The sequence below is a fragment of the Terrabacter lapilli genome (genome assembly GCF_039531305.1).
Lineage (GTDB): Bacteria > Actinomycetota > Actinomycetes > Actinomycetales > Dermatophilaceae > Terrabacter > Terrabacter lapilli.
The window spans coordinates 486570-503995 of record NZ_BAAAPU010000011.1 but is presented as its reverse complement, the minus strand read 5'-3'; the positions used below and the strand labels follow the sequence as shown (position 1 = coordinate 503995).

Sequence of the window (17426 nt, the reverse complement as noted above, 5' to 3'; positions counted from 1 at the left end):
CGGACCCGCCACCACTCACCCTAGAACCGCGCTTCCCGCCGCGTCTTGACACAGAGGGGAGCCATGACAGGAAGACTGCTTCAGCTTCACTAGCGACGCTCGGACATCACTGAGCGACGGCGACCACGACCACGACCCGATCTCCTTTAGGGGTCGGTCGTGGTCGCAGTCGTCACGAGTCCCCCCAGGTCATGGACGTGACGTTGCGCCCTAGGTCGAGCAGATCTCGCCCCCACGGCGCCCGTCGGCAGGGGCCACGGAGGGCTGAGGTTGCTCAGCCTGCCGCCCGCGCGCCTCGGCGTTCAGTGTTTCTGGTGGTCGGCAGTCGAAGCGCCTGAGCCGTACCTCGCGTCGCAGTTGTCTCCAGGGTCGAGCTGGCCCCTGCTCGGGCACGCCCCAGGAACCGCTCCTGAACGCAAGAAAAGCCTGCCTGGCCGGCTCCGCCCGTCACAAGGACGAGAGGAGCCGGCGGAGGTGGTCAAGTGGTGGGTTCTTGAGGATCGGAGTGGGCGAGGGCCCGATACACCGATGCGCGGCTGACGCCCACTACCCGAGCGATGGAGGCGACGTCATGCTCACGGCTGTCGTACATGCTCCGGGCGACCTTCAGCTTCTCGGGCGTCCAGACGGTGGGCCTGCCACCGTTGCGGCCACGGGCGCGAGCCGCCGCCAGGCCGGCCAAGGTTCGTTCCCGGATCAGGTCACGCTCGAACTCGGCCAAGGCGCCGAAGACGTGGAAGATGAGCTTCCCGCCGGGCGTGGAGGTGTCGATGCTTTCGGTCAGGCTGCGAAAGGCGACGCCCCGGCCCTCGAGTTCCTGGACGGTGTCGATGAGGTGACGCAGGCTGCGGCCCAGACGGTCGAGTCGCCACACCACGACGGTGTCCCCTGGTCGTAGTTGATCGAGCGCGGGTCGATGTTCGATCTTCCCGGAAGCCTTGTCCGTGAAGATGCGCCGGCAGCCGGCGGTTTCGAGGGCATCTCGCTGCCAGGCGGCGTCCTGCTCAAGCGTGGACACTCGTGTGTACCCACCTTCATCCAATTTTCTCGGGTAGGTACGGCGCTTGGGGAGTGAACCTAGACTGGTGGTAACGGCATCGCAATCGTTTGGAGGTGCGATGAAGTATTGCGCGTTTCGGACTCTCGGAACTTTCGTCGCATTGGGCGTTCTCGCGATCAGCGCAGGATCCTGCCAGTCAGGAGGGACGGCAAGCAGATCCGAGCCGGCCGCCTCGGTGTCTGCCCCAGCCACGGCCTCGGCCCCAGCCACAGCCTCGGTCGCCGTGTCAGTGCCTCAACCACCATCTGCAGCAGGGATTGGGTCGAGCCTTGTGGGTCACACATGGAGGACCAAGCCTAGTCCACAGTGCCCGTACCAGCCATGGGCAATCACGCAAGGCGATCAGGGCCAAGGAATCGTGGACCGCACCTTTGCATTCGCGCCTGACGCAATATACGCGCAGGACACCTATGACCCGCCAAACCCTAATCAAAGTGGCGCCTGGACGATGACCTACAGCCTGCAAGGCGACACGCTAACCGTACGGATACCTAACGCGGTGATCGATCCCACACGCTCGTATGTTGTCACTCAGCCGTCTGCAAATGAGATAAAGCTCGCCTCGACCACGATATACGGGCAATGCGAACTCAGCAGCGTCGGTTGATCGGGCCGCATGAGTCCGGCCATCCCATGGTGGACCTGTTTGGCTTGGCCGTTTGCGGGGCTGACGCCACCGTATGGCGTGCCGGAGGACGGTCACGGCCAACTCTGGTATCAGCGCTCTTGTTCCTGCTCATGCTGTTCACGGTCGGTGCTTGCACTACAGCGAGCCAGCCGAATCCTGCCGCGACGGGTACGAAACCCGCCTCCACGACGCCAACTGCAGCTGACAGCGGCACGCAATTCGGCGGCCCCTCGCCCACCTCAGATGCCGTGAGCTCAGCGGAAGAGAGTGCCACGTCCTCCGCTACCCCCACTGCCGGGGTGGCGGGTCAGATCGCCTACCGACTTGCCGATCTACAACCCGTGTCGTCCATGGGGAACTGGGCGAAGGCCAGCACAACGATCAACGGCGTGCTATTCGCTAACAGCATCGTGATCGACTGGGCAGGGCTCGCCGACGCCCAAGGCCAAGCGTCTCAAGGCGAGTACAACCTCGAGAGACGTTGCTCCGCTTTGACCTTCACCGCCGGCATCGCCGACGACGCCCCAGCCGACACGGCTGCTCAGTTCCGCGTCTACTCCGACGATGTCCTACTTGCCCAGTTGTCCATTCCATTCGGGCATGACATGCACCGGTCCATTTTGCTACCGCGCACACTGCGATTGCGGCTGGTCGCCTTGGCCGAGAGCCATGCCGCGCCAAAGGCGGCCTTTGGTGACGCGACGGTGTACTGCTCGCGACTGGACTAAGCGGGCCGAAGGGAAAGCGCGAACGGCACGGGTGGCAACTGAAGGTAGGCAGCCACAGTGTCGGACTCCGCCCCTTGCTGGTGCGCATGGCACCCGTGCGAGCGGGCGTGGCGGCTGGCCCTCTCATCGGTCGAGCGCCTTCGGGTAGGACTGCCTCAGGGCCCGATACACCGAGGCCCGGCTGACGCCGACTACGCGAGCGATGGCAGCGATGTCGTGCTCCTTGCTCTCGTACATGTCCCGGGCAACCCTTAGCTTCTCTGGTGTCCAAACGGTGGGTCGACCACCGCTGCGTCCACGAGCACGAGCCGCCGCGAGCCCGGCCATCGTGCGCTCCCGAATCAGGTCACGCTCGAACTCGGCCAGGGCGCCGAAGACGTGGAAGATGAGCTTCCCGCCCGGAGTGGAGGTGTCGATGTTCTCGGTGAGGCTGTGAAAGGCCACGCCGCGGCTTTCGAGCGTCTGCACCGTGTCGATGAGGTGCCGCAGGCTGCGGCCGAGCCGGTCGAGTCTCCACACCACCACCGTGTCTCCCGGCCGCAGCTGGTCGAGCATGGCGTCGAGAGCCGGCCGGTGCTCGAGCTTGCCGGACGCCGTGTCGGTAAAGATGCGTTGGCATCCGGCGCTCTGGAGGGCATCGCGCTGCAGGGCCGCGTCCTGCTCGAGGGTGGACACGCGGGCGTACCCGACAAGGTAGCCAGCGGTCGTTGTCTCATTACTCATGCGTGGGCCTCCTTCTGAGACCTTGATTTTGGACATGGGCAAAGGACAGACGCCCCCGCCTCGTTTGGAGGCGGGGGCGTCTGGGTGTTCAGAAACGCTCGCTTGTGAACGGGGCCGCTGCACTGGCCCGTTCGCCTCCCCCAGTCCTTCGGCGTCTGGCGTTTCCGGGGGCATGGCTGCTGGCAATTTGCGGCACGAACTTCCAGCGACAAGGATGCACGCGGTTGACCACAAGCTTTTCTCCAAAGCCACGCGCGCCACGGGAAGCGTGGATTAGCGTCTGCGCATGAAACGCGATAGGACACGAGGCCACGGGACAAGGAGTCAACTCCTTGAGCTCTTTGGTCGGATGCCCTCCGCGCGAAAAGCCCGAGCCTCTGCGGCGTGCGCCGCGGCGGACCTCCCCGGTGTACGGAGCATCGCTGGCTTCACCCGAGATGGCGACCGCTACCCGTGGTTTCAGGCGGGTCGAAGGGGCCCGCAGGACCCCTGGCACGTCACCATTCTCGCGCGGCAAGACGCCACTAAGCCGCTTGGTGCCATTCTTCTGCGCTCTTGCCTCTGCCAAAAGTCGGCGCCCGCGCGGTGCTCGGTGACAGCGATGACCAAAGACAGAGCTGAGCTTGTCGCCGCGTGTCCACCGTTCGTACACGCTCTCCTCTTTCGTCTGGCCACACAAGGGGTGGCTCGGGAGCGTCAAATCGCCAGACTGGAGTTCAGGACGCGATGGGCCGTCCCGTTCTTCTCCTTTTCCCAAGTGCCAGCGGTCCCAAGCTGGCGTCGGATCCTCGTTGGAGCTTGAGCCAACTCCCCTCGCACCCGCTGACCGACCGCGGTAACTGGTTCGATCAGAGGACGTACGAAGAGTGATTCTTGGCGGAGGCCGCCTATCTGGGCATCTCTAGACCCCTTCCGAATGTGTCCCACAACGGGACAAGGACCCCGTCTGGACGTGTCGCGACGTGGCGCCGTGGTGTCTCGGTGGGGTCTACCCCGTTGGACACGTCCCCGCTGAGCCCGGTGGCGTTCACAATGGCTCGTCCTCGAGGTCGTAGCTGCTGCCGTACTCGGCGCCGTAGCCCCAACGACGAGAAGGGGTTCCGCTGGTAGGGCTCGAGGACCGTGACAGCACGGCCACGACGCCTTCGACCGCCTTGACGCAGACGAGGACGACGTCGGCGAGGTCGCGGACGGCGCGTAGGCCCGCCGCCGCGGTCTCGGGCTCGTGTTCTCGGAGCTTGGCGTAGGCGACGACGGTGAGGGCCGCTGCGGCGGCCACGGACATGACGATGATCATGGGTTCTCCTCTGTAGAGGGCAGGAAGCCCGCCACCATGTGACGGGCCTCCTGCGAGCGGCTGGTGGGTCAGTAACGGGCGCGGGCGCGACGGGCGCGTGCCTGCGCCTGCTGGGCGCGGCGTTCGGCCCGGTTGCTGGGTCCGTGTGGCTCGGTCCACTCGTCCGACCCCATGGAGTACGCAGGCTCAACTGCCTCGTCGCCTATCCCGGGCTCGGTCACGTTGACGAAACACCCCGACGGCTGAGCCCCCCGCGCGGCGGATGCCGCTGCTGGTGTCCCAGGGGTCCACCAGCTGGCGACGAGGTCCACGAGCAGGTTCGGGGCGATCACCAGCGGCAGCAGCACCAGCTCAAGGCCCCAGCGCAGCCACGAGCCGCCGACGAGCCGGCCCAGGAGCCGGTGAACGACGGTGGACTGGCTGACCGGGCGAACCAGGACGGCAAGAGACCGAGCGCCTTCGACGAGGGCCTGCGTCACCGGGTGGGCGGCTACTGCGACGAAGACGAGCTGGATCGCGGTGCCAGTGTTGGCCAGCCCGGCCGCGATGCGGTTGCCGGTCGGTCCGCACCTGCCGAGTAGCGAGCGTGTCTGCTGCCAGAGGGCCTTCGCGCCGGCGGCGATCTTCGAGCCGAGCCAGCGGCCGACCCGGACCGTGGTCTTCCACACCGCCGGGATGCTGAGGACTGCGGCGGCTGCCGTCACTGGCCCAACGGACCGGAAGAGGTCACGGACCCGGGTGAGGCCTGTGGCGACGCGAGACCAGACGGGGCTGCCACCGATGGCGGTCAGTACGGTGCGGGCCCGTGTCAGGACCCAGCCGGCGGCGCCCCGAGGCAGGGCGAGGAGGGTGTCGAGGGCCTGTCGGGCCGCCCTGCGGAGGCGAAGCAGGAGGGCGAACCGTTCCTGCTGGGGCGGGGCTGGGACGGCGTAGAGACCGGGGTTGATGGGTGCTGCAGTGGACATGGTGGATCTCCTTCGTGGTTGACGCCCGGCGGCAGGCTGCTTCGGGCATGAGAAAGGCCCACCGCGTGGTGCGGCGGGCCTGGCGTTCGGTGTGGTGCTCTGCGTGCTTGTGGAGCGTGGGGCAGGTTCGGCGTGCTTTCCCCCGACGCGTGAACCAGTGAGGAGTGTCGGCTCGTTTCTGCCCCCGCTGCCCCAGCGGATGACGACCGTCAGGGACGGTCGGGTCGGATGCCTTCGTCGAGCATCAGGGTGAGCAGCTGAGCGAGGCGGTAGTTGCGGTCGCACCGCAGCGCCCGGTCGAGGGCGACGCGGGCCAGGGCTCCGTCGCCGTGCCACCACGAGTAGGTCGCCAGCAGGGTCAGCACCGGTGCGGCGTGCTCGTCGGTCGCGTGTCGGCACAGGTCAATGAGCCGGGACTTGACCGCGCCAGGTGTCGTGTCGACCTCGTGCTCCTCCTCGGCTGTGCGGATGGCACCGCTGCACGCGTCGACCAGCGCTTGCGTCTCCTCAGGCAGGACGTTGAGGTCGAGCCCATTGGGGATGAGCACGGCGGCGAGCCCGTCACGGGTGGAGGCCTCCTTGAGCGACTGCAGGGCGACCGCGGCGTCGGCGACGGCGAGCCTGCCGTCGGACCGGGTCAGGACTCGCGCCCAAACGTCGGCGAGACGGTGACGGGCTCGACTGTCCGCGACGGTAGCTGGCACCTCACCGCTGCGCCTGATCAGGTCGGCGACGTCCTGCGCCGCTGAGCCTTCCTCGAGCTGGGCAGCGAGTGTCTGGCGATCGGGCAGCGGCGAGCTGCCCTGCCCGATGAACTCGGCGATGGTCGATGCCACGTCCGCGGGCGGCGGCAGCGGACTGCCCTCGAGTGGGCAGCATGATGGGCGGTCGCAGTCCAGGGAACGCCACCGTCCGTCGTGGACCACAAGCCGGTCCCGGATGGAAACCCCCTGGGCCCGGAGTCTCTCGGTGAGGGCCTCGATGAGGGGCCGGCTCTGGCCGGCAGTGTCCTCGTAGCCGACGAGCAGTGCGGCTTCGGCAGTCTCCCGGCGCACATGCCGGACGAGGGCTTCGGCGACCTCCTCGACGCGGTCCGGGGTGGGCAGGTCGATCCGCTCGGTCAGGTTGATCTTGTTGTCGCGTAGGGCCATCACGACGATGGCGTGCTGCGGCTGGAAGCCGAGCAGGTGTGGGATGACGGCAAGCAGCTCTGCGGGGCTGCGCAGCTTGATGGGTGGTGCGGTCATGGTCTTCCTTTCGTCGGAGCCCGGTGGGTCCGGGCATGCGAAAGGGCCCGCCACCGGTGGCGGGCCCTTCGAAAACATCGTGGGAGGGGGTTTCTCCAGTCCGTCGTCGGACCTGGTTATCCCAATGCCTCGTGGTCCTAGTGTACTAGCGAATTTGCTTGCGGCTCAGGGGTTTTGACCTATTCACCGCATGGTGAGCCGGGCCGTCCCGACTGTGGGACCTGAGGGAGTGGCTGCTAGGCCTGGGTCGCCTTGAGCGATCCCGGGAGTCCTGAGCTGCAGCCGCGCGAGGGGTCCGGCTGGGCGTGGTTCAACGCTTCTGCCTCCACGCCCAGGATGAAGCGTCACAAGGTGAACGACGAAGAACTCCTCCGTGGAGGATCTTCTTGTTGTTCACCTTATGAACGACGACCCGGCTCGACTTGACGAGTTCCCGTCATGGGTTCGCGTAATAGGGGGCTGCGGGCTCTGGCGCGCCCGACGTCAGCGGGAGTTGCATCGGGTGGATGATCCTCCACCCAGATGTTCAAGTGATCCGCGACGAGTACCTGATGCCCTACGTCGGCCACACACGCGACCTCTACACCTACTACTTGGACCGGTACCTCGACTGGTGTGCGCTCCAGGCGTACGAGCCTCTGACCGTCACCCGCGCAGATGTCGAGCGCTACGTCCACCATCTCCACATCGAGCTGGGCATGCGCCCCTCGAGCGTGGCTACGGCCCTGTGTCCGGTGCGTGGCTTCTACCGCTTCGGGTATCACGAGGGCGCCATCGACCGGGACCCGGCCGTCCACGCGCGAAGGCCCCGCTACTACTTCCGCCCCAGTGACACCCTGGGGCTCGACCGTAGCCAACTGACCGCGTTCCTGGCGGCGGGAACCGCCATGGGCGGGCGCTACTACGCCGCCGCCTTTCTGCTCGGCTGCATGGCCCTTCGCGCCAGCGAAGCGTGCTCCCTGGAGGTGGGCGACTACCAGCAGACGGTTCGCGGGCACCGCGTGCTCGAGTTCATCGGCAAGGCTGGATTGCCTGCCCAGATGCCGCTCCCGGTGCCCGTGCTGCGTGCTCTCGATGCCGCTGTGGGCGACCGTACCGACGGCTCGATCTTGCTTCGCCTCGATGGTCTGCCCCTGGGCCGATCAGGCTTGAACACCATCGTGCACACGATCGGGCGGCGGGCGGGCATCGAGCTCCCTTTCAACTCCCACGTCCTCCGGCACAGCGCCATTACTAACGCTTTAGAGGCAGGCGCGTCGCTCAGAAAGGTCATGGACCTGGCCCGTCACAGCGAGCCGCGCACCACCATGCGGTACGACCGCAACCGCACCCAGCTCGACGACCATGCTGTGCACGCGCTCGTGTCGTTTGTCGTGCCGCCCCCGGCTGAGGACGTCGCTGAACTGCGTTGAAGCACGTGGGGCCATCGCGTGCGTAGCGCGCGAAGCATTCCGGCCGCCGCTTGACTCGACCCAGTGGGCGCCACATGACGGGTCTGATGCTAAGCCCGGTCGCTTGCTCGCTCATCGAACACGACCGCGGACCGGGGCGGCCCGCATCGTCGTAGCTTGACTTGATCCCCCACCGACGGCCGTGATCGAGCATGATGCTGCCGTGAGTTCCGCATTCTCCTTTTCGCAACAGGTGCTTCTGAACCTCGTCGGCCCTGCGCTGACGATAGTCGTCGGGACGGTCGCCGTGGGCGGCCTGGTCTCGTGGTTGCAGCGACGCCGAGAGTCTCGGCTTGATCGTCAAAACCTGACGGTTGAAATGTTTCAGATCGCCTATGGCTTCTATATACCGGTCGAAGACGCTCGAAGGCGTGTTCGGTACGGGACGCCGGAACCTGCATCTGAAGTACTGGATTCAGCCTTTCAAGAGTTTCGGGTCGCTGGACGCACGATAGAGGCGCGCCTGCGAGTTCCCGAGCAGGGGGACGAACAGGTCACGTCGCGTTGGGTGTGGCATTGCGTGCTCGACCTGCTCACGTTGCTGTACTTCCATCAGCGCTACCCGGGCCAGCGAACCACTGACCTAATAGCTGGGCAGGTCAAGGAGCACGCCGTCACAAACACGCGGGAGAATGTCCCGGAAGTCTTGATTCAGAAGTATCTTCGACCCGAAGGCCTAGATCAGGCGGACGAGGTCAAGCGGAGGTTTGCCCAGGCGTTGGATGAACTCATCGCCCTTCGTCGTTGACCCACGTTGCGCGGCGGGTGTCATCGTCGGCACTGACGTCGCGAGGCACAGGAAGTGCGATACCGCGGTCTCGTCTTCCCAGGAGCCCCCAGGAATTCGCCCCCGTCGAATCGTGCCGCCCGCCTACCGTGAGCGCATGGCACGCATGACACCCTCTGAGGCCGCCGCGGTCAACGTCCTCATCAGCTACATCGCCGGCAAGGACCCGAACCCGCCCCCCGAGGTCGTCCGGTCCCTGCGCATCCTGGCGAGCCGGGCTTACAACCGTCTGCAAGGCGGCTGGCACGAAGATGCGGTGCAGAAGCACTGGCCCTACGCCTTCGAGGACGTGCCCCGGGCGTCATCGAGTCCATCAGACCCACCCATGGGCGCCAGCGCGCCGACGAACTCAGCCTGATTCGCCGAAAGCGGCTGCAGCATCGGCGGAGCACGGAGCACTTCGCGCAAGCGAAACCGAACGTGTGTTCGATATCGCGCCACACTGGTGCCATGGCAGGAGGGTCAGGACGAGGGCACTAGCACCCCATCCCTCCGGTCCCGCCCAGCCGCCGGCACTGCTGGGTCCGTGGTGGGCAGGACGCGCCCGGGCCTCACCCAGGCATCGTGCTCGAGTGGCAGCAGCGTGACGGCGCCTGGTTCGCCCTCGTCGCCTACGTCATCGAGGCTGACCGCGTCCTAGTGCAGCAGTGGCTCTCGGCCGAACTGCTGACGAAAGTCGGCTGACGCGAAGGAGCCGAAGGAGCGTCGCGGTTCACCGGTCCGAGTTGCTGACGTGGCGTGAAGCGTGCCGGTCGTTCAGCTTCGCATAGCTCGACTGCCGGAGCGCCCTTGTCGCAGGACGTCGCAAGGCAAGTGAGGGCGACGTGGAGGGCGGTCTCGATCGGGCATTTCGACATGAGCGCCTTTTGCTCGCTGCGCTGCCGTCTCTGCGCGTCCGCGACGGCCTGGACGGCCTTCCGCGTTCTCCGTACAGGAGGCTCTCAGGCTCGTACTGTGTCCGGTTGGGGCGAAGAGCCCCATTTCCGACAGGGAGAAAGCCATGACACAGCAGCCTGACCATTACCAGAGCTACCAGCCCACCACTGGCGCCACCGCGGCCCCGCCGCCCCCGCCGGCCCCGCCCAAGAAGAAGAAGCGCATCTTCATGTGGGTGTTCCTGGCCGTCCAGGCGATCTTCCTGCTCTGGATCATCGCTGGCGCCAACAGTGCGAGCTCCACCCCGTGCACCGGTGGCCTCTCCAAGGAGAACTGCGATGCCGCGACCGCGGTGGGCACCGGCATCGGGGTCATGCTCATCGTCGGTCTGTGGGCCGTGGTCGACTTCTTCATGGTGATCATCTGGGCTGTTGTGAGGCTCAGCAGCCGCAACCGCTGACGGAAGCCGCAGGGGCCCGCACCGGAGTGGTGCGGGCCCTTCAGTGTGCGCCGCACAGGCGCCTCACCTGAGTCAGCGTGCTCACTCACGAATCCCGACACCCGCAAAGGGGAAAAAACACCCATGTCCGAACAGCAGCAGGAGCCACCCGAGAAGAAGGGCAAGGGCCTCCTCATCGGCGGCGGCGCAGTCCTCGCCATGATTGCCATCGCTCTGGCCTTCGGCCCCGGCCGCGCGGCGCCCACTCCCGCAGCGACGCCGACCACGACCACAACCACGACCAACACGTCGCAGTACGACGCTCCGGCCATCGCCGACCCGATCAACCCGCCCAACGACGCGGACATTCAGCGCATGGCCATGAACCAGATGTGGGACAACATCCCGGACAGCATGCGCAGGGAGATGTGCCGAGGCTGGAACAAGAACGGCGCACTACAAGACGCATACCTCGACGCCTTCATGTCGAGCGCGCCCTCGTTCGATCGCTATGACGTCCGCGCGTACTTCACCAGCAAGTGCCTCTACGAGTAGCAGCCATCCCCGCACGACCAACCCGACACGCCAGAACAGGAACACCGCAACCCATGGACACCCCGCAGTACGGCTCCTATCCGCCCGCCGAGCCGGTCTCGTCAGACCTGCCGCCGCGCAGCGCCGCCCCGACCACCGGCCCGGCCCTCGACCACAGCGACCTCATGACGCCGCCGCAGCCGGCCCCGAAGAAGTCCAGGCGCAAGCCGCTCGTCATCGCCGCAGTCGTCGGCGTCCTCGCCTTGGCCGCAGGCATCTTCGCCCTGACGTCCAACCGTCAGACGCCGCTCGAGGCAGCCAAGGCCAAGTGCTCGACGTTCACCAGCGTCACCGACGAGGGCAAGTCGATCTCGTTCCGCAACGTCCTCGCCAAGGAGAACCCCGGCCCCGAGCCGATGGACAAGGTCGACTGCTTCCTCGCCGAACTCAAGATCCCCTCCTCCGTCAAGGACCACATCGGCCAGACGCGCGCCCTCGACGGCATGCAGAACGACTCGTGGGGCGACTTCAACGCCCGCTGGAACTACCACCCCGACAACGGGATGAACCTCACCATCACGCTCAAAGACTGACCCACCCGCACAGCAACCCACCACCAAGAATCAGGAAGCACCGAAACCCGTGAAGAAGCTCAGCACCACCATCGCCGTCGCCGCCCTGTCCGCCCTGACCCTCACCAGCTGCGCGACGTCGAAGGTCTCCTCCTCCTCGGCGGCCCCCGCTGGCGACTCCAAGTCGCAGGCCGCCGACGCGCCGGCCGCACCGGAGAAGGCCGACACCGCCCTATTCGGCTCCACCTACACCTGGGACGACGGCATGCAGGTCACCGTCTCCAAGCCCCAGAACTTCAAGCCGTCGCAATACGCCGCCGTGATGGGCAAGCAGACCAAGTTCGTTCTGTTCACGATCACCGTCAAGAACGGCTCGAAGCAGAAGATCGATCTCGTCGGCTCCGCCACCGCACAGTCCGGAAGCGGCGAGGCCAGCCCGGTGTTCGACAGCGGCAAGGGTGTCGAGTCCGCGCCGATGACGCCGCTCCTCCCGGGCCGCAAGGTGTCCTATAACGCCGCGTTCGGAGTCGATGACCCGAAGGACATTGTCCTTCAGTACGGCCCGGACTTCTCGCACGAGAACGCCATCTTCACCAGCAAGTGACCCACCGGGCGCGAGGGGCGCTCGCGCTTCCTCCCACATCGAACGGCAGTTTCCCGGGCTGACCTTCCCCTTCGCTGACCTCGCAGCGCCTCTTGTGGAGTACGTGCCTACACGAGGCGCTGCGCGAAGGTTGCAGTGCCCGCGCTTGTGGTCAGCCCTACCGTGCTCCACGCAAGTACATGGCAACACGCGCGAGTGACCCTTCGTCATGCACCAAGCTGCTGGGCAGGCGTAGGCCGAAAGGCGTCGACCTGCGTAGAGACTCCGGTGACGCGCGCCGGAGGCTGACCTCCAGCCCTACCTTCGAGCACAGGGTCCCAGCCGGAGGTGGCGCGTGTGGCGCGTCTGCGGGTTCGTCCTACACGCGCGCACAAGACGAGTCATACGACGTCCGTGCCACACCCGCCACCCTTCCCGCTGTGGGGCATCAAGAGACCTGTGCGCCGGTGAGCCGCAACGGGGTCGGCCGTAGCGAAAATGGTCATCATGAGCGTCCCGGCAGCCATCCCTCTGGTCAGCGGCAAGCACCGCAACCGCGCCCTCGCAGCGGCCCGCCAGGCCCGAGCCGTCCAGCTGGCGACCGAAGGGCTCACCTACCAGCAGATCGCTAACGAGCTCGGCTACGCCAACCGCGGCACCGTGCACCACATCGTTCACGACGCACTGGCCCGGGACCGCAAGGAGGCCGTCGAGGATCACCAGCAGCTCGAGCTCGCGCGGCTGGACGCCCTGCAGGCCGCGCTCTGGGACAAAGCGATGGCCGGCGACGTCGAAGCGGCCCGTGAGGTGCGCGCAGTCATCATGGCTCGGTGCCGGCTTCTGGGCCTAGACGAGAGGCCCAAGCGGCCGAAGGCCTGGGCGCCGCGAACAGTTGTCTTGTCGGCCGAGGACCGTGAGGCGCTCGGGGTCTGAGACCCCGGCGTTGCATGTCGTGGGTTGCAGGGCTGGCCTGTCTCGCGTGCCGCCTCGCCGCTGCTCTTCTGATGGGTGAACGCTCCTCATGCGGCAGGATGCCGGGGACAGCGCAGGTCACAGGGAGGCATGGCAGTGGACGTCGACGTGTTGAAAGACCTGATCCCGTACGTGGTTCCGGCCGTGATCGCGTTCTTTGGCGTCACGCTCGGGCCCGCCTTCCTCACCACTCGCCGGGTGCGTCAGGACCTCGCCTCCGACACGGAGCTCCTCGGTCGTCTGCAGCCGGGCACCAAGGAGCACACCGAACTGGCCGCGGCCGTTCAGTCACGCACGCTGCACCTCGTGTCGATGATTCACTTCCCCGCGGCGACGAAACTCGACGTGCTCGCCTGGCTGGGCGTGATCGCCTGGTCGCTGACAGCCACCGCGTGGTGGATGGCCTCGGCTTCGACTCAACCGGTGCTGCGTATCCTCACTGGCCTCGATCCCCTGACGGCCGGCTTCCCGATGTGGATCGGTGTCGCCAGCATCCTGACTACTTGGCTCGGGTTTCAGCACTCTTGGAGCCGACGGGCCGTCTCTCGTGTCCGGTACGTCAGAGCGCACCTTGGCGAAGCGGAGGCGTTGGAGACGTGGCGCTCCCTTCGGCTGGCCGAGAAGTGGTCCTTCTCCGTTGCGGTCTGTCTCGTCGGCTACACGCTGGTCGTATTGACAGCGGCCGCTTCGTCGACGCCGGACGCGGTGCCGGGCTTTGTGGCTGCGTGGGGCGTCGTGGCTGCGGCCTTATCCGTCCTCGGCTTCGTCATCACGTACACCCGCCACGGGATGAACAACGTGCTGCCGCCGCTGCTCAAAGATGACGTCGCCGTAGATGAAGCACGCGCCGCCGAGGAGTCCGAGGAGGCGGCACGGCAGCGGCGGGTGACGGCTGAAGCGACACAACGCCCTGTCGCTTGGCCTCGACTGTCGGCCCTGCTGGTTGGCATGGTGATGCTCGGTCGAAGAGGAGGCCAAGGACGAGGAGCGACAGGGCCAGGTCCGGGGAGCTGAGCGGGAAGCGACAGCGAGGCGACGGACCGAGCAAGGCGGCACGTTGGGCACCGCTTCCGCGCACCGGGCGCCTGAGTGCACCCGCCACCGCCCCGCTTCGTCAGGTCTTCCGACGAGAGCTGCTGGGCGACGCGCCGCGGTGCCAGGTGCTCTTCCGCCGCGAGCGGTACGTCTCGCCGGCGAGGACCTCTGCCTTATTCCGGGCAGCGGCCTGCTGCGCGCCGGCACATGAGGCATGGCCCCACTGCCCGTCGACGCACTTGCCGATCGGCGTGCCGACCGCGAAGAGACGAAGGCAGATGGGACAGCGCCCGGGCCGCGTGGCGGTGAGGCCTGCGGTCGTGGGCCGGGGCCCAGCCTTGGCCGCGCGGTTGGATGCTGGCGAGCCGGCACCCGCGGCGCGGGCCTGCTCGAGGCAGAAGGCGTGGACCGGGTCGCCCTTCTTCGTCCTCGTGCCATCGTCCTCGGTCATCGGTGTACGACAGATGGGGCACCGAGGTCGTTCCACGCGCATGCGAGCAGCGTGCCAGAGCCCACCGACAGCCCGGCGCTCAGGCCAACCCGCAGAGCGGGCAGAACTGTGGCAGAGGCGGATCGGCGGTGCGCGTCCAGTGAGCACTTGGCCTCGGGTCGAGAAGCAAGACCGCTCCGGCCGGGGCCGGAGCTCGTCAACCTGCCCCTGGGCGAAATAGCTGGACCTACCTCTCAGTGCTGCTCCGATGCGACATCAGCCAGAGGTTCAGCCGGCCGAGCATCGTCGGACCGGTCGGAGTCCCCAACACCATCGACTTCCACACGCTCCGTACCGTCCTGCGAGGAGTACTCGGTCGAGCTCAGGCTGTGCGGCGTCGTCTCCTCCGCGTCCGGCGGGGTCGGCCCAGCCTGGCGCAGCTGGGGCGGCGCGGCGGACCACGCCTTCAGGGACTGCAGGACGTCTGCGTAGAAGGTGTCCGTCGCACCGAGCACCGAGTCGATGAACGAGCCCCGGCCGCGGCCCCGCTTGAGGCCCATGCCTGCGGACAGGGCGAGGCGGAAGGAGCGGATCTCCTTGGCTGCATCCACCACGAGCACTGACGGGTCCTGGCGGACGGCGCCGAGCAGCTCGGCGGCGCTCGAGCCGCGCCCGTGCGCGGTGAAGGTCTCGACCCGGACCGAGTCGGGAGCGGCCTTGAGCTGCCGCACCAGCCAGTTCACCCGGGTCGTGGGACGACCCTCGCGGGGCGCGTCCACGTCGACGTGGCAGGTGATCTTCGAGGCCCGCAGGTCCGCGGTCACGACAAGCTGGCCAACAGTGTCGGGGATGCGGATGGTGCCGGAAAGCTGACCGGTCTGGCACAGCATCGTCGTCAGCGCCTGCGCGCGCAGGGCCGGGTCGGCCTGCTCCTTGCGGGAGAGCACGGGGACGACCTCGGTGCCGAGCTGCCGTCCGAGGCGCAGGCTGGTGAACCGCAGCAGGGCGTCGAAGCGGGCGACGACGTCGGCGATGCCCTTGTCGGTGGCGCGCAGGGTGCCGGCGGCCACCGCGTCGCGCACGGACACCCAGGTCTCGCCCATGTCGTCGAACTCGAGGGCTCCGGAGCGGCTGTGCTCCAGGTAGCGGATGAGCTCGCCGAGGATCCACGCCTGGTCCGGGTCGGCGACCCCGCGGAACTCCTTCTGCATCACGGCCTCGGCCAGCACCTGGGTCCAAGACAGGTGATGTAGAGCGACCTTGCGCAGCTTGCGCTTGTCGACCTTGGTCGGGTGCTGGCCGGCCACCGCCGGGATCTCGTTGGAGATGGTGACGACGGCGTCGTAGCCCTGTTCCTTGGCGATGTCGAGGTAGTTCTCAAGCTGCTCGACCTGCAGCGCGTTGGAGCCGGTCTTGACCTCCACCAGCGCGGTCCAGGAACGGGCGCCGCGGCTGACACGGATGAGGCCGTCTGGGTAGAGCTTCCTATCGCCGAGCAGGAACGGCACCTCGATGTAGGTCTCGATCGTCCCGGCAGGGGCACCGAGGGGCTTGACGAGCGCGCGGCCGAACTCCCGTACTGCCGAGACGACGGCGAGCAGCGCGGATGTGGCGCGGCGTTCCTGCTCTTCGGCACCGTTGATCCCGGACGTCGGGATGAGGCGGGCTTCGTGCCAGCTCTCCTCGGCCATCGTTCCCCCTGTGTGGTCTGGTCTGTGATCTGCAAGGTGGACGGTACCGGCGGCTGCTCCTTGTTTGCACGGTTTGCGACAACGGATCAACGGACCTTCGAGCCGCCCAGCCTGCGGGGGTGCCCAAGTTGTCGGTTCAAGGGACCTCGACGGCCGCTCCGCCGTAGGGTCCGGAAGCAGGGCAGAGGGGAGCAAACGTGACGCTGGACGATGGTGACGCCGGAGCAGGGATCGTGGGTCCACCGCCCGCTCGGTCGGTGAAGGTCATGAAGCTCCGCTACGCCGGCGTGTGCGCGTGTGGGCGCGAGCTCGCAGCCGGCACTCGCGCGGGATGGGACAAGGCCGCGCGCCAGGTCCTCTGCACGGACTGCCTTGGCATCCCTAGGGATGCGGCGCGGGCCGGGAAGCGCGACACGGTGGTCGACATGACGCTCGACCCCGGAGACCCAGCAGCTGGGCCGTCCCCATCTCCTCCCGAGGGCTACCCAGCGGAGGACACTTCTGATGGTGCTCCAACAGTGGGAGGGGTTCCGGAGGTGGCGGACGAGGCGCCAGTCGAGGTTGGTCGCCCGGGCGCCTCACTGGATGGCGAGTACCGCAGGCGCAAGCAGGCGCGCGAGGAGCGCATCCGCGGCAAGCACCCCCGGCTCGGTGGGCTCATCCTGGCCCTGAGCGAAGAGCCAGCGTCCACAAGGGCATTCGCGACCGGAGCCGAGGGCGAGCGACGCATCGCCGACAGGCTGGAGAAGGACTGCGGCACCGACGTGCTGTTCCTGCACAACCGCAGGCTCGGCCACGGGCGCCGTGATGGCGACGTTGACCACATCGCCATCGCCCCGTCCGGCATCTACATCATCGACGCGAAGCGATACCGCAACGCCGCGGTGCGGGTGCGCCGGACCGGCGGGCTGTTCTCCCCGGCCCGGGAGCAACTGATGGTCGGCGGGCGTGACCGGAGCAAGCTCATCGACGGCAGCCTCAAGCAGCTTGCCGCAGTGCTCACCGCGCTCGGTGACGACTCCGAGGCGAACGCCGTGCCGGTCACCGCGGTGCTGTGCTTCATCGACGCCGACCTACCGCTGTGGGGTGACCAAGAAATGCGGGGCGTGCGGCTACTCGGCCCGCGCGGCACCAGCAAGCTTGTTCGGCGGCCCGGGGATATCACGGCGAGCCGGCGTCGCTCCCTCCACCGCCATCTGGCGGCAGCGCTCCCGCCAGCCTGAGCGCGTGGTAGCCCCTCACCGTCAAGAACCACCAGCAGTTTGAGTTGGCACGCCTGGACGCGCTCCAGATAGCACCGTTCGGTAAGGCTCCGGCAGGTGGTTGGAGGCTGCCCGTGAGGCACGCGCCCTCATCATGGCTCGGTGTCGGCTGCGGGTGTTCGAGATCCGGCGCGCGCACGGTAGTC

18 protein-coding genes are annotated in these 17426 nt (G+C 67.2%); 11 read left to right on the top strand and 7 right to left on the bottom strand.

The annotated features are described in order from the left end of the window. Window positions 1-478: 478 nt before the first annotated feature. Window positions 479-1018 carry a recombinase family protein gene (locus tag ABD241_RS19905; RefSeq protein WP_425580842.1) on the bottom strand — a complete coding sequence of 180 codons (540 nt, stop codon included), beginning with the start codon at window positions 1016-1018 and terminating at the stop codon, window positions 479-481. A gap of 969 nt (window positions 1019-1987) precedes the next feature. Between ABD241_RS19905 and ABD241_RS19900 the strand changes: the two genes are divergently transcribed. Beyond that, the gene (locus ABD241_RS19900) at window positions 1988-2416 is read left to right on the top strand and encodes a hypothetical protein (protein WP_344066953.1); all 429 of its coding nucleotides are present in this window, start codon (window positions 1988-1990) and stop codon (window positions 2414-2416) included. A gap of 123 nt (window positions 2417-2539) precedes the next feature. Here ABD241_RS19900 and ABD241_RS19895 read toward each other — a convergent pair whose 3' ends face one another. The 4 genes from ABD241_RS19895 to ABD241_RS19880 all read right to left on the bottom strand — a co-directional run bounded on the left by ABD241_RS19895 (window position 2540) and on the right by ABD241_RS19880 (window position 6648). Then, window positions 2540-3175, bottom strand: coding sequence for a recombinase family protein (locus ABD241_RS19895; protein WP_425580841.1), 636 nt, complete (start codon window positions 3173-3175; stop codon window positions 2540-2542). Between the two features lie 991 nt (window positions 3176-4166). Then, entirely contained in the window at window positions 4167-4436 is a 270-nt protein-coding gene (locus ABD241_RS19890) for a hypothetical protein (protein WP_344066951.1), read from the bottom strand. Window positions 4437-4504: 68 nt separating this feature from the next. Further along, window positions 4505-5401, bottom strand: a complete 897-nt coding sequence (locus ABD241_RS19885) for a hypothetical protein (protein ID WP_344066950.1) — start codon at window positions 5399-5401, stop codon at window positions 4505-4507. Between the two features lie 209 nt (window positions 5402-5610). Next, on the bottom strand, window positions 5611-6648 hold the full coding sequence (locus ABD241_RS19880; protein WP_344066948.1) for a DUF4192 domain-containing protein: 1038 nt from the start codon (window positions 6646-6648) through the stop codon (window positions 5611-5613). A gap of 506 nt (window positions 6649-7154) precedes the next feature. Between ABD241_RS19880 and ABD241_RS19875 the strand changes: the two genes are divergently transcribed. The 9 genes from ABD241_RS19875 to ABD241_RS19835 all read left to right on the top strand — a co-directional run bounded on the left by ABD241_RS19875 (window position 7155) and on the right by ABD241_RS19835 (window position 13876). Next, entirely contained in the window at window positions 7155-8060 is a 906-nt protein-coding gene (locus ABD241_RS19875) for a tyrosine-type recombinase/integrase (protein ID WP_344066946.1), read from the top strand. A gap of 202 nt (window positions 8061-8262) precedes the next feature. Further along, window positions 8263-8847, top strand: a complete 585-nt coding sequence (locus tag ABD241_RS19870) for a hypothetical protein (protein WP_344066944.1) — start codon at window positions 8263-8265, stop codon at window positions 8845-8847. Window positions 8848-8983: 136 nt separating this feature from the next. Beyond that, on the top strand, window positions 8984-9244 hold the full coding sequence (locus tag ABD241_RS19865; RefSeq protein ID WP_344066942.1) for a hypothetical protein: 261 nt from the start codon (window positions 8984-8986) through the stop codon (window positions 9242-9244). 642 nt (window positions 9245-9886) lie between these two features. Beyond that, on the top strand, window positions 9887-10222 hold the full coding sequence (locus tag ABD241_RS19860; protein WP_344066940.1) for a hypothetical protein: 336 nt from the start codon (window positions 9887-9889) through the stop codon (window positions 10220-10222). A 123-nt stretch (window positions 10223-10345) separates the two neighbouring features. Next, window positions 10346-10756, top strand: coding sequence for a hypothetical protein (locus ABD241_RS19855; protein ID WP_344066938.1), 411 nt, complete (start codon window positions 10346-10348; stop codon window positions 10754-10756). Window positions 10757-10809: 53 nt separating this feature from the next. Beyond that, window positions 10810-11328 (top strand): hypothetical protein, encoded by a 519-nt coding sequence (locus ABD241_RS19850; RefSeq protein WP_344066936.1) that lies wholly within the window; start codon window positions 10810-10812, stop codon window positions 11326-11328. A gap of 49 nt (window positions 11329-11377) precedes the next feature. Beyond that, on the top strand, window positions 11378-11911 hold the full coding sequence (locus ABD241_RS19845) for a hypothetical protein (RefSeq protein ID WP_344066934.1): 534 nt from the start codon (window positions 11378-11380) through the stop codon (window positions 11909-11911). A 486-nt stretch (window positions 11912-12397) separates the two neighbouring features. Beyond that, complete coding sequence (locus tag ABD241_RS19840; RefSeq protein ID WP_344066932.1) at window positions 12398-12823, top strand: hypothetical protein; 426 nt, start codon at window positions 12398-12400, stop codon at window positions 12821-12823. 135 nt (window positions 12824-12958) lie between these two features. Beyond that, on the top strand, window positions 12959-13876 hold the full coding sequence (locus ABD241_RS19835; RefSeq protein ID WP_344066930.1) for a hypothetical protein: 918 nt from the start codon (window positions 12959-12961) through the stop codon (window positions 13874-13876). A gap of 100 nt (window positions 13877-13976) precedes the next feature. Here the strand turns inward: ABD241_RS19835 and ABD241_RS19830 are convergent, their stop codons facing one another. Both ABD241_RS19830 and ABD241_RS19825 read right to left on the bottom strand, forming a co-directional pair. Continuing rightward, window positions 13977-14348, bottom strand: a complete 372-nt coding sequence (locus ABD241_RS19830) for a hypothetical protein (protein ID WP_344066928.1) — start codon at window positions 14346-14348, stop codon at window positions 13977-13979. A gap of 233 nt (window positions 14349-14581) precedes the next feature. Continuing rightward, on the bottom strand, window positions 14582-16018 hold the full coding sequence (locus tag ABD241_RS19825; protein WP_344066926.1) for a hypothetical protein: 1437 nt from the start codon (window positions 16016-16018) through the stop codon (window positions 14582-14584). A 536-nt stretch (window positions 16019-16554) separates the two neighbouring features. On the opposite strand from ABD241_RS19825, the gene ABD241_RS19820 reads away from it, so the two are divergent. Further along, a complete protein-coding gene (locus ABD241_RS19820) occupies window positions 16555-17241 on the top strand; it encodes a nuclease-related domain-containing protein (RefSeq protein ID WP_344066924.1) in 687 nt (228 codons plus the stop codon). Window positions 17242-17426 lie beyond the last annotated feature (185 nt).